Source organism: Epibacterium sp. HA2-3 (genome assembly GCF_055693725.2).
In genome coordinates this window covers 58,134-70,858 of the sequence record NZ_CM172490.1, presented here as the reverse complement: position 1 = coordinate 70,858, position 12,725 = coordinate 58,134, and the positions used below count along the sequence as shown (strand labels likewise).

Below are 12,725 nucleotides of genomic sequence, written 5' to 3'. Positions count from 1 at the left end.
AAGGAACACTCTCATGAGCCTTACGAGCACGGAAGCAGGCGGCGCACAAGTGGTGACGGTGAATGCCCAGCGCATTGACGCGGCCATGGCGATCCAATTCAAAGAAGACATGCGCACGGAAACCGAAGCTGGTCCGTCGCGGGTGATCCTCGACCTCTCCCATGTGGAATTCATTGATTCGAGCGGGCTGGGCGCGATCGTTGCGGCGATGAAACAGCTCGGCAAGGATCGCAAACTCGATCTCGCGGGGCTTACCCCGATGGTCGACAAGGTGTTTCGCCTGACGCGGATGGACACCGTCTTTAGCCTGTTCGACACACTGCAAGAAGCGCTCGATACTGAGCATGCAGAGAATTGAAACTGCCGGGATTGTCTTTGAGGACCAAAATTCATGGTTGAGACTTTCGCCTGCTCCTTCAGGGCGACCGAGATTGAAGCCCGACGCGGCATCGTTTTGGTGGTTCAGCGGCTGAAGGACATGGGTATTGCCGATACCCGGGTCGACGAGGTGCAGATCGCCCTCGCCGAGGCTGTGAATAACGTTGTCGAACATGCCTATGCCGAAACGGCGACGGGTGATGTTCTCATACGCTGCAACCTCCATTCCGACCGCCTGTGGGTAGAAATACGCGACGCGGGCACGCCCTTCCCCGATGCCAAACTTCCCGAAGGCAAGCCCGCGTTGGTGGATCCGAGCACGCCGCTCGAAGATCTGCCCGAAGGTGGCTTTGGCTGGTTCTTGATCCGTGAGCTGGCAAGCGACATCCAGTACCAGCGCAATCCTGACAACAACCAGCTGTCGCTGTGCTTTGAGATCCAGCTCACGCAATAAGCGACCGGTCGGGAGTTTCGTAAAATCACGAATAACTCGGGGGTGCGCGCCGCATTCCTGCCATAAAAGCGGCCAACAGACGCCTCACTCCTCAGCAAAGTATCAACGCAGAGCTGGACTATATGGCTTGCCCCGGCGCCCTGTTCTTTGCCCCCACCAAGCAAGTGGCGTCGGGGCTATACTCCTGCGGGCCATACTATGCCGTCGCAGCACACTCTCAGCATTCCAGCGTTCGCAGCCTTGGCGTTTTTGCCATTGCCACTTTGCCCCAGACCACTAGGCTCTGCGCGAAAAAGGGAGAACAGGAATGCGTGATTTCCAGACACCGGGCCGCTCTGCGGTCTTTGCGCAAAATGGCCTATGTGCCACGTCCCACCCGCTGGCCGCTCAGGTTGCGGTGGATGTGTTAAAACGCGGCGGCAACGCCATGGATGCCGCGATTGCTGGCGCCGTTCTTTTGGGGATTTGTGAGCCGCAAATGACCGGAATCGGTGGCGACTGCTTTGTGCTCTACAATCGCGCGGGCGAAACAACCGTGCGGGCGCTGAATGGATCAGGTCGTGCCCCGAAGGCTGCACAGGCCGCAGATCTGCGCGCTCGTGGCCTGGAGGCGGTGCCGCTGAACAGTGCCGATGCCGTGACCGTGCCCGGTGCGATTGATGCATTCTGCCATCTCTCTGAAACCGAAGGTAAACTTGGCCTCGATGCGCTCCTGGCGCCATCTATCCACTACGCCGAGGAAGGCGTGCCGGTCGCACCGCGCGTGGCCTTCGACTGGGGCAACGACGCCGAAACACTGCAGGGCAGCGCACGCGACACCTACCTGATCAACGGGCGCGTGCCGCGCGTCGGAGAGATCTTCCGCGCCCCCGGCCAGGCCGAAGTGCTGCGCCGCATTGCCCGCGACGGGCGCGACGCGTTCTACAGCGGTGAAATCGCAGAAGACATGATTTCAGCCCTCACCACACGGGGTGGGGTGCACACCGCCGAGGATTTTGCAGCCACCCAAGCCACCGCGACCGACCCGATCCAGGGGCACTACAAAGGGGTCGACCTGCTGGAGCATCCACCCAACGGGCAAGGGGCAACGGCGATCCTGATGCTCAACATCCTGAAGCATTTCGACATCGCGGGGATGGATCCCTTTGGTGCCGCGCGCGCCCACATCGAGGCCGAGGCAGCCAAGCTGGCATATGACACGCGCAACCGGTTCCTCGCCGACCCCGACCATATGTCGCGTCTCGATTACATGTTGGCGCCGGAAACCGCTGAGAAGCTGGCCGCGCTAATTGACCCCAAACGCGCGATGGCGTCGCCCGCCGACATCAGCGAAGCAGTCCACAAAGACACCATCTACATCACCGTGGTCGACAAGGACCGCATGGCCGTTTCGCTGATTTATTCTATTTTTCATGGGTTTGGCTCCGGGATTGCCTCCGATAAATTCGGTATCCTTCTGCAGAACCGAGGGGCGGGTTTCTGCCTCGAGGACGGGCACGCCAACGAGCTTGCAGGCGGCAAGCGTCCGATGCACACGATCATCCCGGCCATGCTGGCCGAAAACGGGCGCATCACCATGCCATTTGGCGTAATGGGCGGCGCATACCAGCCCAATGGCCACGCCCGGTTTGTCTCCAACTTGCGTGACTTTGGCATGGAGCCGCAGGCGGCCATGGACGCCCCCCGCGCCTTTACCGATCGCGGCGTCTTCAACGTTGAGCGCGGATACAGCGATGCTGTCCGCGCCGAACTAACGGAGATGGGCCACAAGGTGGAAACCCCGACCACCGCAATCGGCGGCTCGCAGGCGATCCACATTCACGACACCGGTGTGTTGGAGGGTGCAAGCGATCCACGCAAGGATGGTTGCGCGCTCGGTTACTAAAACCACGCGGGATGCCGGGCCACACCCGGCGTCCCCATCAGTTCAACTGGTATTGCAACTGATAATTGCCGTCATCAAAGCCCGTGAACATCTCGTGCAGATCCGGGTGGGTCACGGGTTCGCCGGAATAATCGGCCACAAGATTCTGCTCTGAAACATAGGCAACGTAATAGGTCTGCTCGTTTTCAGCCAGCAGATGATAATAGGGCTGCTCTTTTGCAGGACGGCTGTCCTCGGGAATTGCCTCGTACCATTCTTCGGTATTTGCAAACTCGGGATCGACATCAAAAACGACACCGCGGAACGGGTGTTTGCGATGACGGACGACCTGGCCAAGATTATATTTTGCGCGCGTTTTCAGCATGTTTGTCGGCCCTCTTCTTCCCCTGTACTAGCGTTTTCTGACCGTGAATGTCCAACCTTGGCAGCGAGATTTTGCAGAAACAGTCTGTCCGGCCATATCTCACAGTGCGGCAAACCGATATTTTCAAACGCCTTTCCCAAGTTCCGCGCGAAATATGGTCGGATTTCAAAAGGGATTTTCTCTGTCAGGCGGATTGGCTAAACTGCAGCAAAAATCAAAAGGCAGAGGCAATGAGCAGAATCATAAGTGCCCTGGCGCTGTTGTTGGCATTGGCCGCCTGTGGTGGAGGGTATAACTCTCCGCCTCGGGATCTGGACAATGCCTGCAGTATTGTGACGGAACGCCCCAACTACCTGCGCGCGTTCAAGAATACCGAGCGCCGTTGGGGAATCCCGGTCCATGTCCAGATGGCCACAATCCATCAAGAAAGCCGCTTTGTCGGAAATGCGCGCACCCCACATAGGTTCGCGCTCGGCATCATTCCGATGGGCCGCATCTCGAGCGCCTATGGTTACGGTCAGGCTCTGGATGGCACCTGGGAAGACTATAAGGATGATACCGGGCGCCGCAGGGCGCGACGGGATCGCATCGAGGACGCCACCGATTTCATGGGCTGGTACATGACCCGCAGTCTGCAGCGAAACGGCATCCCGCTCTCGGACGCTCGCAATCAGTATCTCGCCTATCATGAGGGCCACACCGGCTATGCACGCGGCACCTACCGCAGCAAGGGATGGCTTTTGAACGTGGCAAACAAGGTCGAGGCGCGCTCGAACGCCTATCAGGTGCAGCTGAGCAATTGCCGCAAGTTCCGTTGAGGAATTGACTTGATGAAAACAAAGCCCCGCGCCTTATGGGTGCGGGGCTTTGTAACGTTCAGCGGTCGCGTTTTGGACGGGAGATGCTGAACAAGCTCGACGGGAAAGACAACCCAGTCTGCATCTCGCCAAGAATGACGGTGGTTTCCTCACCTGAACCACCGTGAATGACCCATTTGCGAAGCTGCACCGGGTTGTCGGTGAACATCATCTCGATACTGCCATGCTCTGGTGCCTTGGGATCTTGGGCGCGCACCACGGTGGACACCCCGTCAAAGCCGTGTCCCACCACCATATTGGCCTGCGCTAGGTTCACATTGCGCGCCAGAATGATCGAAAGCGGCGTCCTGCTCAGCGGGTAGGTCTCTGGCGGTTGGTTGGATTTGGGATCCATGATCGCCACCGTCCCGGCCTCTGCCAGCACCAGCCCAGCATTGTCAGCGTATTCAAACCGCACCTTGCCGGGGCGACGCAGATAGAGCGTGCCGGTCGACAAGCTGCCGTCGTCATTCACCTGCGTAAAATCTGCCTTCGCGGTGGCAAAGCTGTTGAGATAGGCCGAGATCTCATTGAGGCTCAGCTGTTCGGCCGCGGATGCAGCAGCCGACGCAAGCGAGGTTGCGCCAAGCGCAAGGGCAAAGACAAACTGTTTCATGTATATAAAGATATGCGTCTGAAATCTGATGTGAAGAGGCCGGGCACCCCGCCCGGCCTTTTATCGCCTATTGCTCGGGAACCAGAATTTCCCTTTTCCCGACGTGGTTTGCGGCAGAGACGAGACCTTCTTCCTCCATCTGCTCCACCAACCTCGCGGCCTTGTTATACCCGATGCCAAGCTTGCGCTGGATGTAGGAGGTGGAGCATTTGCGATCCTTGATCACGATTCCCACCGCCTGATCGTAAAGCGCATCCTCGCCATTAGTGTTGCCCCCGGTATTGAGACCCAGCACGGCGTCGATATTGTCGGCCTTTTCATCATCGGGACCTTCGACGACACCGCCCACATAGTCTGGCGGGCCGAATTGTTTGAGATGGTTCACCACCTCCTCGACCTCTTCGTCCGAGACAAACGGGCCGTGGCAGCGGGTGATCTTGGCGCCACCGGCCATGTAGAGCATGTCGCCCATCCCGAGGAGCTGCTCGGCGCCCATCTCGCCAAGGATGGTGCGGCTGTCCACCTTGGAGGTCACCTGGAAGGAAATCCGGGTGGGGAAGTTGGCCTTGATGGTGCCAGTGATCACATCCACGGACGGGCGCTGCGTCGCCATAATAAGGTGAATACCCGAGGCTCGTGCCATCTGCGCCAGACGTTGAATGCAGGCTTCGATCTCTTTGCCCGCAACCATCATCAGGTCGGCCATTTCGTCAACGATCACGACGATATAGGGCAGTTTCTTGGGCTCGAACTCTTCGGTCTCGAACACGGGCTCGCCGGTATCATCGTCAAACCCCGTCTGCACGGTGCGGCTGAACATCTCGCCCTTGGCCAGCGCCTCGGACACACGGCCATTGTAGCCCGCGATATTGCGCACGCCCATTTTGGACATCTTGCGATAGCGGTCTTCCATCTCGCCCACGACCCACTTGAGCGCCACCACCGCCTTTTTCGGATCGGTCACAACCGGCGACAACAGATGCGGGATTCCGTCATAAACGGACAGTTCCAACATTTTGGGGTCGATCATGATCAGGCGGCATTCTTCGGGCGTGAGCTTGTAGAGAAGCGACAGGATCATGGTGTTGATGGCAACGGATTTACCGGAACCGGTGGTCCCCGCGATCAACAGGTGCGGCATCTTGGCGAGGTTGGCCACCATGCTGTCGCCGCCAATATCCTTGCCCAGCGCCAGCGGCAGGTTCTGATTGCCATCGCCAAAGTCACGGCTGGCGAGGATCTCGCGCAGCACCACTTTTTCGCGGTTCTCGTTGGGCAGTTCGATCCCGATCACGGTCCGGCCCGGCACGGTGGAGACGCGCGCGGAAAGGGCCGACATCGAACGGGCGATGTCATCCGCCAGACCGATCACACGCGAGGCCTTGAGTCCCGGCGCAGGCTCCAGTTCATACATCGTGACGACCGGCCCCGGGCGGACCGAGACGATCTCGCCCTTGACGCCATAGTCATCCAGAACTGTCTCGAGCATGCGGGCGTTTTCCTCAAGCGCCTCATCGCTGAGATGATGGCGCTCGATTGCCGTCGGGTTCGTCAGGAGCGAGAGCGGCGGCAGTTCAAAATCGCTGTTTTCTTCTTTGAACAGGTTCGGTTGCGCCTCGGCCTTGGCACGGGTCGAAGGCTGAAGCGGCTTACGCTGGGGCTGCTCCACCACGGCTTTGCGCGGCTCTGCAACCGGAATAGCCATAGCCGCGCGGGGTTCAGATACGGGCGCAGCCGGTGTCGGATCGACACGGGGCGTGATCTGCACACGCGGTGCGGACCCTGCGGCAGGCGCGGGTCCAGCTTCGGGTGCGGCGGTGTTGGAACTGACCGGGTCCTGCGGCAGATCTTCGGTCGGGACCTCGTCCACAAAAAACGCTTCATTGGGTCCGGAAACCGTATCCTCGACCTGGGGCGCCTGCGGGATCACGCTGGTGATGGTCGGCGCAGCCGGGATCTGCTGCACTGGTGCCGAGAGCGGCGGCTCTGTCGTAGCTTCCTGTGCTGGCGCATTGAAGATCAACGGCTCGGGACGCTTACCGCGTCCCTTGGTCAGCGGCAGGTTCGGATCCTGTTCTGGCGGCAGGGCCTGAGCGCGCCGGATGCGGACCGCATTCGCAATTTTCTGTGCGATCCGTTCGTCACCGGGCGCGTGCTCCACATCGGCAACCGGCTGCGGCTCTACCAATTCCGGCTCGGGCATTTCGACCGGCTCGGCGCGACGAATGAGGTTGGTCGCGCGGCTGAAAAGCCCGCCGCGGTCCTCGGTCGAGGTCGCAGGCTCCGGGTGAGGCTCAGGTGTGGGCGCAGGCGCATGTAAGCCAAACTGGGGCTCGGCGCGCGTAAACGCTGCAGGCTCCACCGGATCGCTGTAGACCAGCGCATCATCGTCATAAGCCGCATTGCTGCGGCGCTCGGCACGACGCTGTTGCCAAGTGCGCGCGGCCTGAAGCCCCCCGCTGGCACCACGGCCCAAAAGCCGCGCGATCATGTCATAGGCCAACAGCACGCCCAGGAGCAGGAAACGCCCGATGCGCTTCAGCTCATCACGAGAGAACCCAAGCACAAAGGCCCCAAGCGCAATCATCGCAACGGCGGTCAGGAACGACAGCGATTTCACCAGAAAAGCCAACCCAAACGGTAATAGCGCCAGCAGCGCCCCAAGCGCCGTATTTCCGATCATGCCGCCAAGGCCGGCGTTGTGGAAGGCGCGCCATTCTTCGTCCGGCACAAGGGTTTCGAAATGGAGTGCGACCACAATGAGCCAGAACACCAGCATCAAGGCGGGCCACAGAATGCGTCCCTCCCCCTTGTGCAACAAAAAGCGCGTGCCCCATGCAAAGAGGAACACCGAAATCGCCCAGGCGCCCTTGCCCAGAAACGTGATCAGCAAAAACGCAATCGTCGCGCCAGTCTGGCCGAGCCAGTTCTGCACGGGCGCATCGGTGGAGACCATCCAGTTGCTGTCATCAGGCGTATAAGAGCCGATGATCGCCGCCACCATCAGGCCAACGCCAATCAGCACAAGGCCGATCAGCTCCTTGCCGCGCTTTTCAATGGCCGCCTGCATGTTGCTGTCCAGGAGGGGATTCCTGCTGCGGGTTTGAAATGCCATGCCTACCTCGGTTCGCTCGTGTGGGGCATCGGCTGTTTCGCTCTTGGATCAGCCCCACCGGTGTTTCGTCTTGCTTTTGGCCTGCCCCCGCTGTGTCGGAAGCAGGCATTCCTATCAGTCTAGTAGAGACAATCGCGCAACATCTGCAGTGATGCGCGGGTTTGCTCTTCGGACGCAACCAGCGCCACGCGGATATATCCGTGGCCGGGGTTTTCCGCCCCCTTTCCTTGGGCCAGGAACGCGCCGGGCAAGACCCGTACACCTGTCTCCTGCCAAAGCTTCAGGGTTGCAGCCTCGCCATCTTCAACCGGCAACCACAAAAAGAAGCCCGCTTCGGGTGACATGTAGCCATTGAGACCCGCAAAGACCTCGTCCGCGATCCGGTATTTTTCCTGATAGAGCGCGCGGTTCTCGGCGACATGGACCTCGTCCGCCCAGACCTTTGCTGCCGCCGCCTGCAAGGGGCCAGGAATGGGCGCACCGGAGTAGGCGCGCAATTTCTTGACCTGCACCAGCGTCTCTGGTCCACCAGCCAGAAGACCACAGCGCAGCCCCGGCAGGTTGGACCGCTTGGATAGCGAGTTGAACAGAACCACGCGTTCGGGATCAAGCCCCATTTCATCGGCAACGGTGAGTGCACCAACCGGTGCAGTGTCCCGGTAGATCTCCGAGTAGCACTCATCCGCAAAGACCTTGAAGTCGTATTTTTCTGCAAGCGCAAAAAGCTGCTGCCAATACTCCCGCGAGGCCACGGCCCCCTGCGGGTTTGCGGGCGAGCAGATATAGGCGATCGCGGTGCGGTTCAGCACCTCTTCGGGCAGCGATGCATAATCCGGCAGATGGCCGGTCTCTTCGGTTGCTGGCACAAAGACCGGCTCTGCCGCCACCGAAATCGCCGCGATCATATAGACCTGATAAAAGGGGTTCGGGATCAGCACCACCGGGCGCTGGCCGTTCTTTTCCTCGGGGCATAGCGCCATCGCCGCATTGTACAGACCCTCGCGGGTACCGTTCAGCGCCATCACGCGTGTCGCAGGATCAAGCGTCACACCATAGCGTTGCGCTGCCCAGTCGGCCATCGCACCGCGCAGCGCATCGCTGCCTTCGTTTTGCGGGTAGTTGTTGAACGCGGAGGCATTCTCTACGATCACATCCGTCACCCATGCGGGGAATTCGTGTTTTGGTTCGCCAATGGTCAATTGCACCACATCGCCACCAGGCGCGTGATGGTCAAGAAGCGCACGCAAACGCGGGAACGCGTAGGGCGGCAGATGGGCAAACCGCTCGGGAAACTTCATGTCTGTGCCTCAATACCGGGATCGTAATCGCCCCGTTTGATCCGTAAGTTACAGGCCAAAGGGGCATGCGTCCACCCGCTGATGGCGCGGGTGCAACAGTTGTGTCTTTCAGGCCAGTGCCGCTTCGACGCCAGCACCGATGCGCAAAAGCGCCTCTTCGCAGTCGGGCTGGCCGATCACTTGCAAACCACAGCTTGGCGTGCCTGTGGGCAACGACAACGCGCAGACGCCCATCAAGTTGCCAATCCGCGTATTCCTGAGCGCCATCAGGTTCGAGGTGACGTAGTAATCGTGATCGCTTTGAAGCCGTGCAAGATTGGGCGGCAGGATCGGCGCTGCCGGGGCCAGCACCGCATCAAAGCCCGCAACCGCCTGATCCCAGGCCATCCGCACCTGTTCAAGCTTGGCCCAGGCCGCCACATAATCAGAGCCCGAAAACTCCGCACCAGAGCGAAAGCGGGCGAGTATCTCGGGGAACATCAGATCAGGAGAGGCCTCGATCACGTCTTTCCACAGGCCGTAGGCTTCGGTGGTGAAAAGGATAGCAGAGAGCGCCATCGCATCTGGCAACTCTGGCACCTCGAGCGGAACAATCTCTGCCCCTTCCTCGCGCAGCTTATCAAGGGCGGCCGCATGAGCATTGGCCACTTCGGGTGCGAGATCATCCTGCGCCACCGTGCGTAGATCCGCAAAGCGCTTGCCCTCGACCGTCGTGCCCTCAAGATCTGGCGCCGTGGCAGAGCCTTCGATGAGCGCCAGCATCAAGGCCGCATCTTCGACGCTGCGCGCCAGCGGGCCGATGGTGTCGAACTTCAGACACAGGGGCACAACGCCCTCAAGGCTCACCCGCCCGGAAGTGGTCTTGAGCCCCACGAGATCATTCCAGGCCGATGGGATTCGCACTGATCCGCCGGTATCAGAGCCAATCGCCCCTGCCGCCAGCCCAAAGGCCACAGAGGCTGCCGCGCCCGAGGAAGACCCGCCCGGAACCGCCTCGGGATCATTCACGCAAGGCGGGGTCGCCTTGATCGGATTGAGGCCAAGACCAGAAAAGGCCAGCTCGCTCATATGTGTTTTGCCAAGGCACACCGAACCCAGCGCCGTAGCTGTGTCCAGCACCAGCGCGTCGGTATCGGGGATCCGTCCTTTGAGGAGATCCGAGCCGGACTCGGTCTCCACCCCGGCACTGTCAAAAAGATCCTTCCAGCTGATCGGTACCCCATCGAGCGGCGAGCGGCGCAAGCCGGCTTTTGCGCGCTCTTGCGCGGCCTTGGCCTCGGCGCGTGCGCGGTCATGGGTGACTTTTGTGTAGATCCGCGCTGTCTCAGGATGGCCGTCGATCGCCGTCAAATAGGTCTCTGTCAGTGCCACCGGGTCGATCTCTCCGGCGGCGATCCCGCGCCCCAATTGCGCCGCGCTCATGGTCAGCCAGTCCTGCATCACCTGTGCCTCTTTGTGGGTCCCCTGAAAGGGTAGAGTGTCAATTGCGGCCACCGTAGCGAGAGCACCCCACGCGCACAATCCCGCTCGGCCCCACAATGGCGCACCAAGACACTGAAGGTGTGACAGGCACCACGCGATCGGCGGGCTGCGGCAGCATGCCTCTGTGCGATGGCACGACAACAGCATGGACAATCCCCCAAGGCAGCGCATATTGCGAGGCATGACTGATACGCGTGATATCCTGATTGTGGGCGGAGGCCTGAATGGTCCGTCGCTTGCTCTTGCGCTGGCACAGGCTGGCCATTCTGTGACCCTGATCGACGCGCTCCCGGCGCCCCTGCGCGAGGACGCAGAATTTGATGGCCGCTCCTATGCTCTGGCGCTTGCCTCGACGCGGCTCCTGCAACAGATCGGCATCTGGGCAGGTATCGAGGATCACGCTCAACCGATGAACGAGATCAAGGTCAGCGACGGCGTTGCCGGTCGCGGCCCTTCGCCGCTTTTCCTGCATTTTGAGGAAAGCGACCTCGACGAGGGCCCCATGGGCTACATGGTCGAAGATCGCTACCTGCGCCGCGCCCTTCTGGAAGCATTAGAGGCCGAGCCAAAAATCACCCAGATCTCGGGCCAGCCTGTGATCGCACAGACCGTGAGTGCGGATGCCATCACCGTCACTCTCGAAGATGGCACGCAGCTCTCGGGCGCGCTTTTGGTCGGCGCCGATGGACGTCAAAGCGGCACCGCCGCGCGCGCTGGCATCAAGCGCACCGGGTGGGATTACGGCCAGACCGCACTGGTCTGCGCTATCTCACATGAGCAACCTCACAACGGCATTGCCCATCAGTTCTTTATGCCGCCGGGGCCGCTTGCAATTCTGCCGTTGCCGGGCAATCGCAGCTCTATTGTCTGGAGTGAGACTCATGCCGAGGCAGCGCGCATTCAGGCACTTTCGGATCAGGACTACCTCTCGGTGCTGCGCCCCCGGTTTGGGTCTTTCCTCGGAGAGATCGATTTGGAGGGCAAGCGCTTCAGCTATCCGCTGAAATTGAGCCTTGCCAATGCCTTTTATGGCGAGCGACTGGCCTTGGTGGGCGATGCGGCGCATGGGCTGCACCCGATCGCGGGCCAGGGACTCAATGCGGGGCTGCGCGACATCGCCAGCCTTGCAGAAGTTCTGACCGATGCAGCGCGGCGCGGTGAGGATCTCGCCAGCCCCTTGGTTCTGGCGCGCTATCAACAGTGGCGCAGGTTCGACACCACCTCTCTCGCGCTAGCGACAGATGTGTTCAACAAGCTGTTTTCAAACGACAATCCTATCCTGCGCGCCACCCGAGATCTGGGGCTTGGCCTCACAAATGCACTGCCTGGCCTACGCCGAGGTTTTGTGCGCGAAGCGGCAGGACTTGCGGGAGATTTGCCGCGCCTGTTGCGCGGGCGCCCGCTCTGAGCGCCCACGTACCGACAGGTTATTCAAGCGGGCGCGCCTCATCCGTCAGCATCACGGGGATACCGTTGCGGATTGGGAAAGCAAGATTGGCCGCGCGCGACACCAGCTCCTGCGCCTCGGCATCATATTCCAGAACGGTCTGCGTCACCGGGCAGACCAGCGCCTCCAGCATATGCCGATCAAAGGCGGGTGTCGTTTCATTCATTGCAGTTTTTCCTCTAAAGAGCCGCCACGCAGGGCAAACTCCATCAATGTGACCAGCGTTTCCCGCCGTGTCGACAGGCTTGGCGCTTCCAAAAGCGCCTGTTTGTCTTCGGGTTCGAAATCGAGCAGCATGGAAAGCGAGTTCACCAGAAGCTCGTCTCCGGCCTCATCAAGCGCGCCCCAATCCGTCGACATCCCGCGCGCATCGAGATAGCGCCCAAGGAGCCCCATCAGGGCTGTGCGATCGAAACCATCATCACATTCCGCTGGGCCCAGATCCATATCAAACCCGGCCCAATCCACAGCGCAACGGCGATAGGGGGTGAAACCTTCGATCTCTTCCTTGACCCGAAAGCGGGACAGACCGCTGAGGGTTATGAAATATCGACCATCCTCGGTCTCGGAGAACTGGGTCACACGCCCGGCACACCCTATGGCATGCAGCCCCGAGCCATCCGCGTTGCGGGCATGGCTCGGTTGGATCATGCCAATGACGCGGTTCGGTGTCTTAAGCACGTCCTCCAGCATCTGGAGATAACGCGGTTCGAAGATATGCAAAGGTAGCTTTGCCCGAGGCAGCAGGAGCGCTCCGGGCAAAGGGAAGACGGGGATCGTCTCCGGCAGGTCTGCGGCTTTTATCATGAGAGAGAACCTAGCGCCGCAA

The 12,725-nt window shown here is 60.5% G+C and carries 12 protein-coding genes; 5 read left to right on the top strand and 7 right to left on the bottom strand.

Going from position 1 to position 12,725, the window contains the following annotated elements; all coding sequences use genetic code 11:
• Window positions 1-13 precede the first annotated feature (13 nt).
• The 3 genes from ACZ1HH_RS00325 (at window position 14) to ACZ1HH_RS00315 (ending at window position 2,717) form a co-directional block, all read left to right on the top strand.
• Complete coding sequence (locus ACZ1HH_RS00325; protein ID WP_011537437.1) at window positions 14-358, top strand: STAS domain-containing protein; 345 nt, start codon at window positions 14-16, stop codon at window positions 356-358.
• A 33-nt stretch (window positions 359-391) separates the two neighbouring features.
• Window positions 392-832 carry an ATP-binding protein gene (locus tag ACZ1HH_RS00320; protein ID WP_011537436.1) on the top strand — a complete coding sequence of 147 codons (441 nt, stop codon included), beginning with the start codon at window positions 392-394 and terminating at the stop codon, window positions 830-832.
• Window positions 833-1,139: 307 nt separating this feature from the next.
• Window positions 1,140-2,717 carry a gamma-glutamyltransferase family protein gene (locus ACZ1HH_RS00315; RefSeq protein ID WP_472637004.1) on the top strand — a complete coding sequence of 526 codons (1,578 nt, stop codon included), beginning with the start codon at window positions 1,140-1,142 and terminating at the stop codon, window positions 2,715-2,717.
• Between the two features lie 37 nt (window positions 2,718-2,754).
• Here ACZ1HH_RS00315 and hspQ read toward each other — a convergent pair whose 3' ends face one another.
• On the bottom strand, window positions 2,755-3,081 hold the full coding sequence (gene hspQ / locus ACZ1HH_RS00310) for a heat shock protein HspQ (protein WP_011537434.1): 327 nt from the start codon (window positions 3,079-3,081) through the stop codon (window positions 2,755-2,757).
• Window positions 3,082-3,311: 230 nt separating this feature from the next.
• On the opposite strand from hspQ, the gene ACZ1HH_RS00305 reads away from it, so the two are divergent.
• The gene (locus ACZ1HH_RS00305) at window positions 3,312-3,899 is read left to right on the top strand and encodes a transglycosylase SLT domain-containing protein (RefSeq protein ID WP_168610171.1); all 588 of its coding nucleotides are present in this window, start codon (window positions 3,312-3,314) and stop codon (window positions 3,897-3,899) included.
• A gap of 58 nt (window positions 3,900-3,957) precedes the next feature.
• Here the strand turns inward: ACZ1HH_RS00305 and ACZ1HH_RS00300 are convergent, their stop codons facing one another.
• The 4 genes from ACZ1HH_RS00300 to ACZ1HH_RS00285 all read right to left on the bottom strand — a co-directional run bounded on the left by ACZ1HH_RS00300 (window position 3,958) and on the right by ACZ1HH_RS00285 (window position 10,407).
• A complete protein-coding gene (locus tag ACZ1HH_RS00300) occupies window positions 3,958-4,554 on the bottom strand; it encodes a LolA family protein (protein ID WP_011537432.1) in 597 nt (198 codons plus the stop codon).
• A 67-nt stretch (window positions 4,555-4,621) separates the two neighbouring features.
• Window positions 4,622-7,669, bottom strand: coding sequence for a DNA translocase FtsK (locus ACZ1HH_RS00295; protein WP_487320326.1), 3,048 nt, complete (start codon window positions 7,667-7,669; stop codon window positions 4,622-4,624).
• Between the two features lie 119 nt (window positions 7,670-7,788).
• The gene (locus ACZ1HH_RS00290) at window positions 7,789-8,967 is read right to left on the bottom strand and encodes an aminotransferase class I/II-fold pyridoxal phosphate-dependent enzyme (RefSeq protein ID WP_168610173.1); all 1,179 of its coding nucleotides are present in this window, start codon (window positions 8,965-8,967) and stop codon (window positions 7,789-7,791) included.
• 108 nt (window positions 8,968-9,075) lie between these two features.
• Window positions 9,076-10,407, bottom strand: coding sequence for an amidase (locus ACZ1HH_RS00285; RefSeq protein ID WP_487320325.1), 1,332 nt, complete (start codon window positions 10,405-10,407; stop codon window positions 9,076-9,078).
• Between the two features lie 223 nt (window positions 10,408-10,630).
• Here ACZ1HH_RS00285 and ACZ1HH_RS00280 point away from each other — a divergent pair, with 223 nt between their 5' ends.
• Window positions 10,631-11,857, top strand: coding sequence for a UbiH/UbiF/VisC/COQ6 family ubiquinone biosynthesis hydroxylase (locus ACZ1HH_RS00280; protein WP_472637001.1), 1,227 nt, complete (start codon window positions 10,631-10,633; stop codon window positions 11,855-11,857).
• A gap of 19 nt (window positions 11,858-11,876) precedes the next feature.
• Here ACZ1HH_RS00280 and ACZ1HH_RS00275 read toward each other — a convergent pair whose 3' ends face one another.
• Entirely contained in the window at window positions 11,877-12,062 is a 186-nt protein-coding gene (locus ACZ1HH_RS00275) for a Trm112 family protein (protein ID WP_011537427.1), read from the bottom strand.
• Window positions 12,059-12,703 carry an LON peptidase substrate-binding domain-containing protein gene (locus ACZ1HH_RS00270; protein ID WP_487320324.1) on the bottom strand — a complete coding sequence of 215 codons (645 nt, stop codon included), beginning with the start codon at window positions 12,701-12,703 and terminating at the stop codon, window positions 12,059-12,061. The genes ACZ1HH_RS00275 and ACZ1HH_RS00270 overlap by 4 nt, the downstream gene beginning before the upstream one ends.
• Between the last annotated feature and the right edge of the window lie 22 nt (window positions 12,704-12,725).

Bases quoted from the DNA above. Each gene is read 5' to 3' on its own strand.
- ACZ1HH_RS00285 (WP_487320325.1), bottom strand. From the start codon at position 10,407: ATGCAGGACTGGCTGACCATGAGCGCGGCGCAATTGGGGCGCGGGATC.
- ACZ1HH_RS00290 (WP_168610173.1), bottom strand. From the start codon at position 8,967: ATGAAGTTTCCCGAGCGGTTTGCCCATCTGCCGCCCTACGCGTTCCCG.
- ACZ1HH_RS00305 (WP_168610171.1), top strand. From the start codon at position 3,312: ATGAGCAGAATCATAAGTGCCCTGGCGCTGTTGTTGGCATTGGCCGCC.
- ACZ1HH_RS00300 (WP_011537432.1), bottom strand. From the start codon at position 4,554: ATGAAACAGTTTGTCTTTGCCCTTGCGCTTGGCGCAACCTCGCTTGCG.
- ACZ1HH_RS00320 (WP_011537436.1), top strand. From the start codon at position 392: ATGGTTGAGACTTTCGCCTGCTCCTTCAGGGCGACCGAGATTGAAGCC.
- ACZ1HH_RS00295 (WP_487320326.1), bottom strand. From the start codon at position 7,669: ATGGCATTTCAAACCCGCAGCAGGAATCCCCTCCTGGACAGCAACATG.
- ACZ1HH_RS00315 (WP_472637004.1), top strand. From the start codon at position 1,140: ATGCGTGATTTCCAGACACCGGGCCGCTCTGCGGTCTTTGCGCAAAAT.
- ACZ1HH_RS00270 (WP_487320324.1), bottom strand. From the start codon at position 12,703: ATGATAAAAGCCGCAGACCTGCCGGAGACGATCCCCGTCTTCCCTTTG.
- hspQ (WP_011537434.1), bottom strand. From the start codon at position 3,081: ATGCTGAAAACGCGCGCAAAATATAATCTTGGCCAGGTCGTCCGTCAT.
- ACZ1HH_RS00280 (WP_472637001.1), top strand. From the start codon at position 10,631: ATGACTGATACGCGTGATATCCTGATTGTGGGCGGAGGCCTGAATGGT.
- ACZ1HH_RS00325 (WP_011537437.1), top strand. From the start codon at position 14: ATGAGCCTTACGAGCACGGAAGCAGGCGGCGCACAAGTGGTGACGGTG.
- ACZ1HH_RS00275 (WP_011537427.1), bottom strand. From the start codon at position 12,062: ATGAATGAAACGACACCCGCCTTTGATCGGCATATGCTGGAGGCGCTG.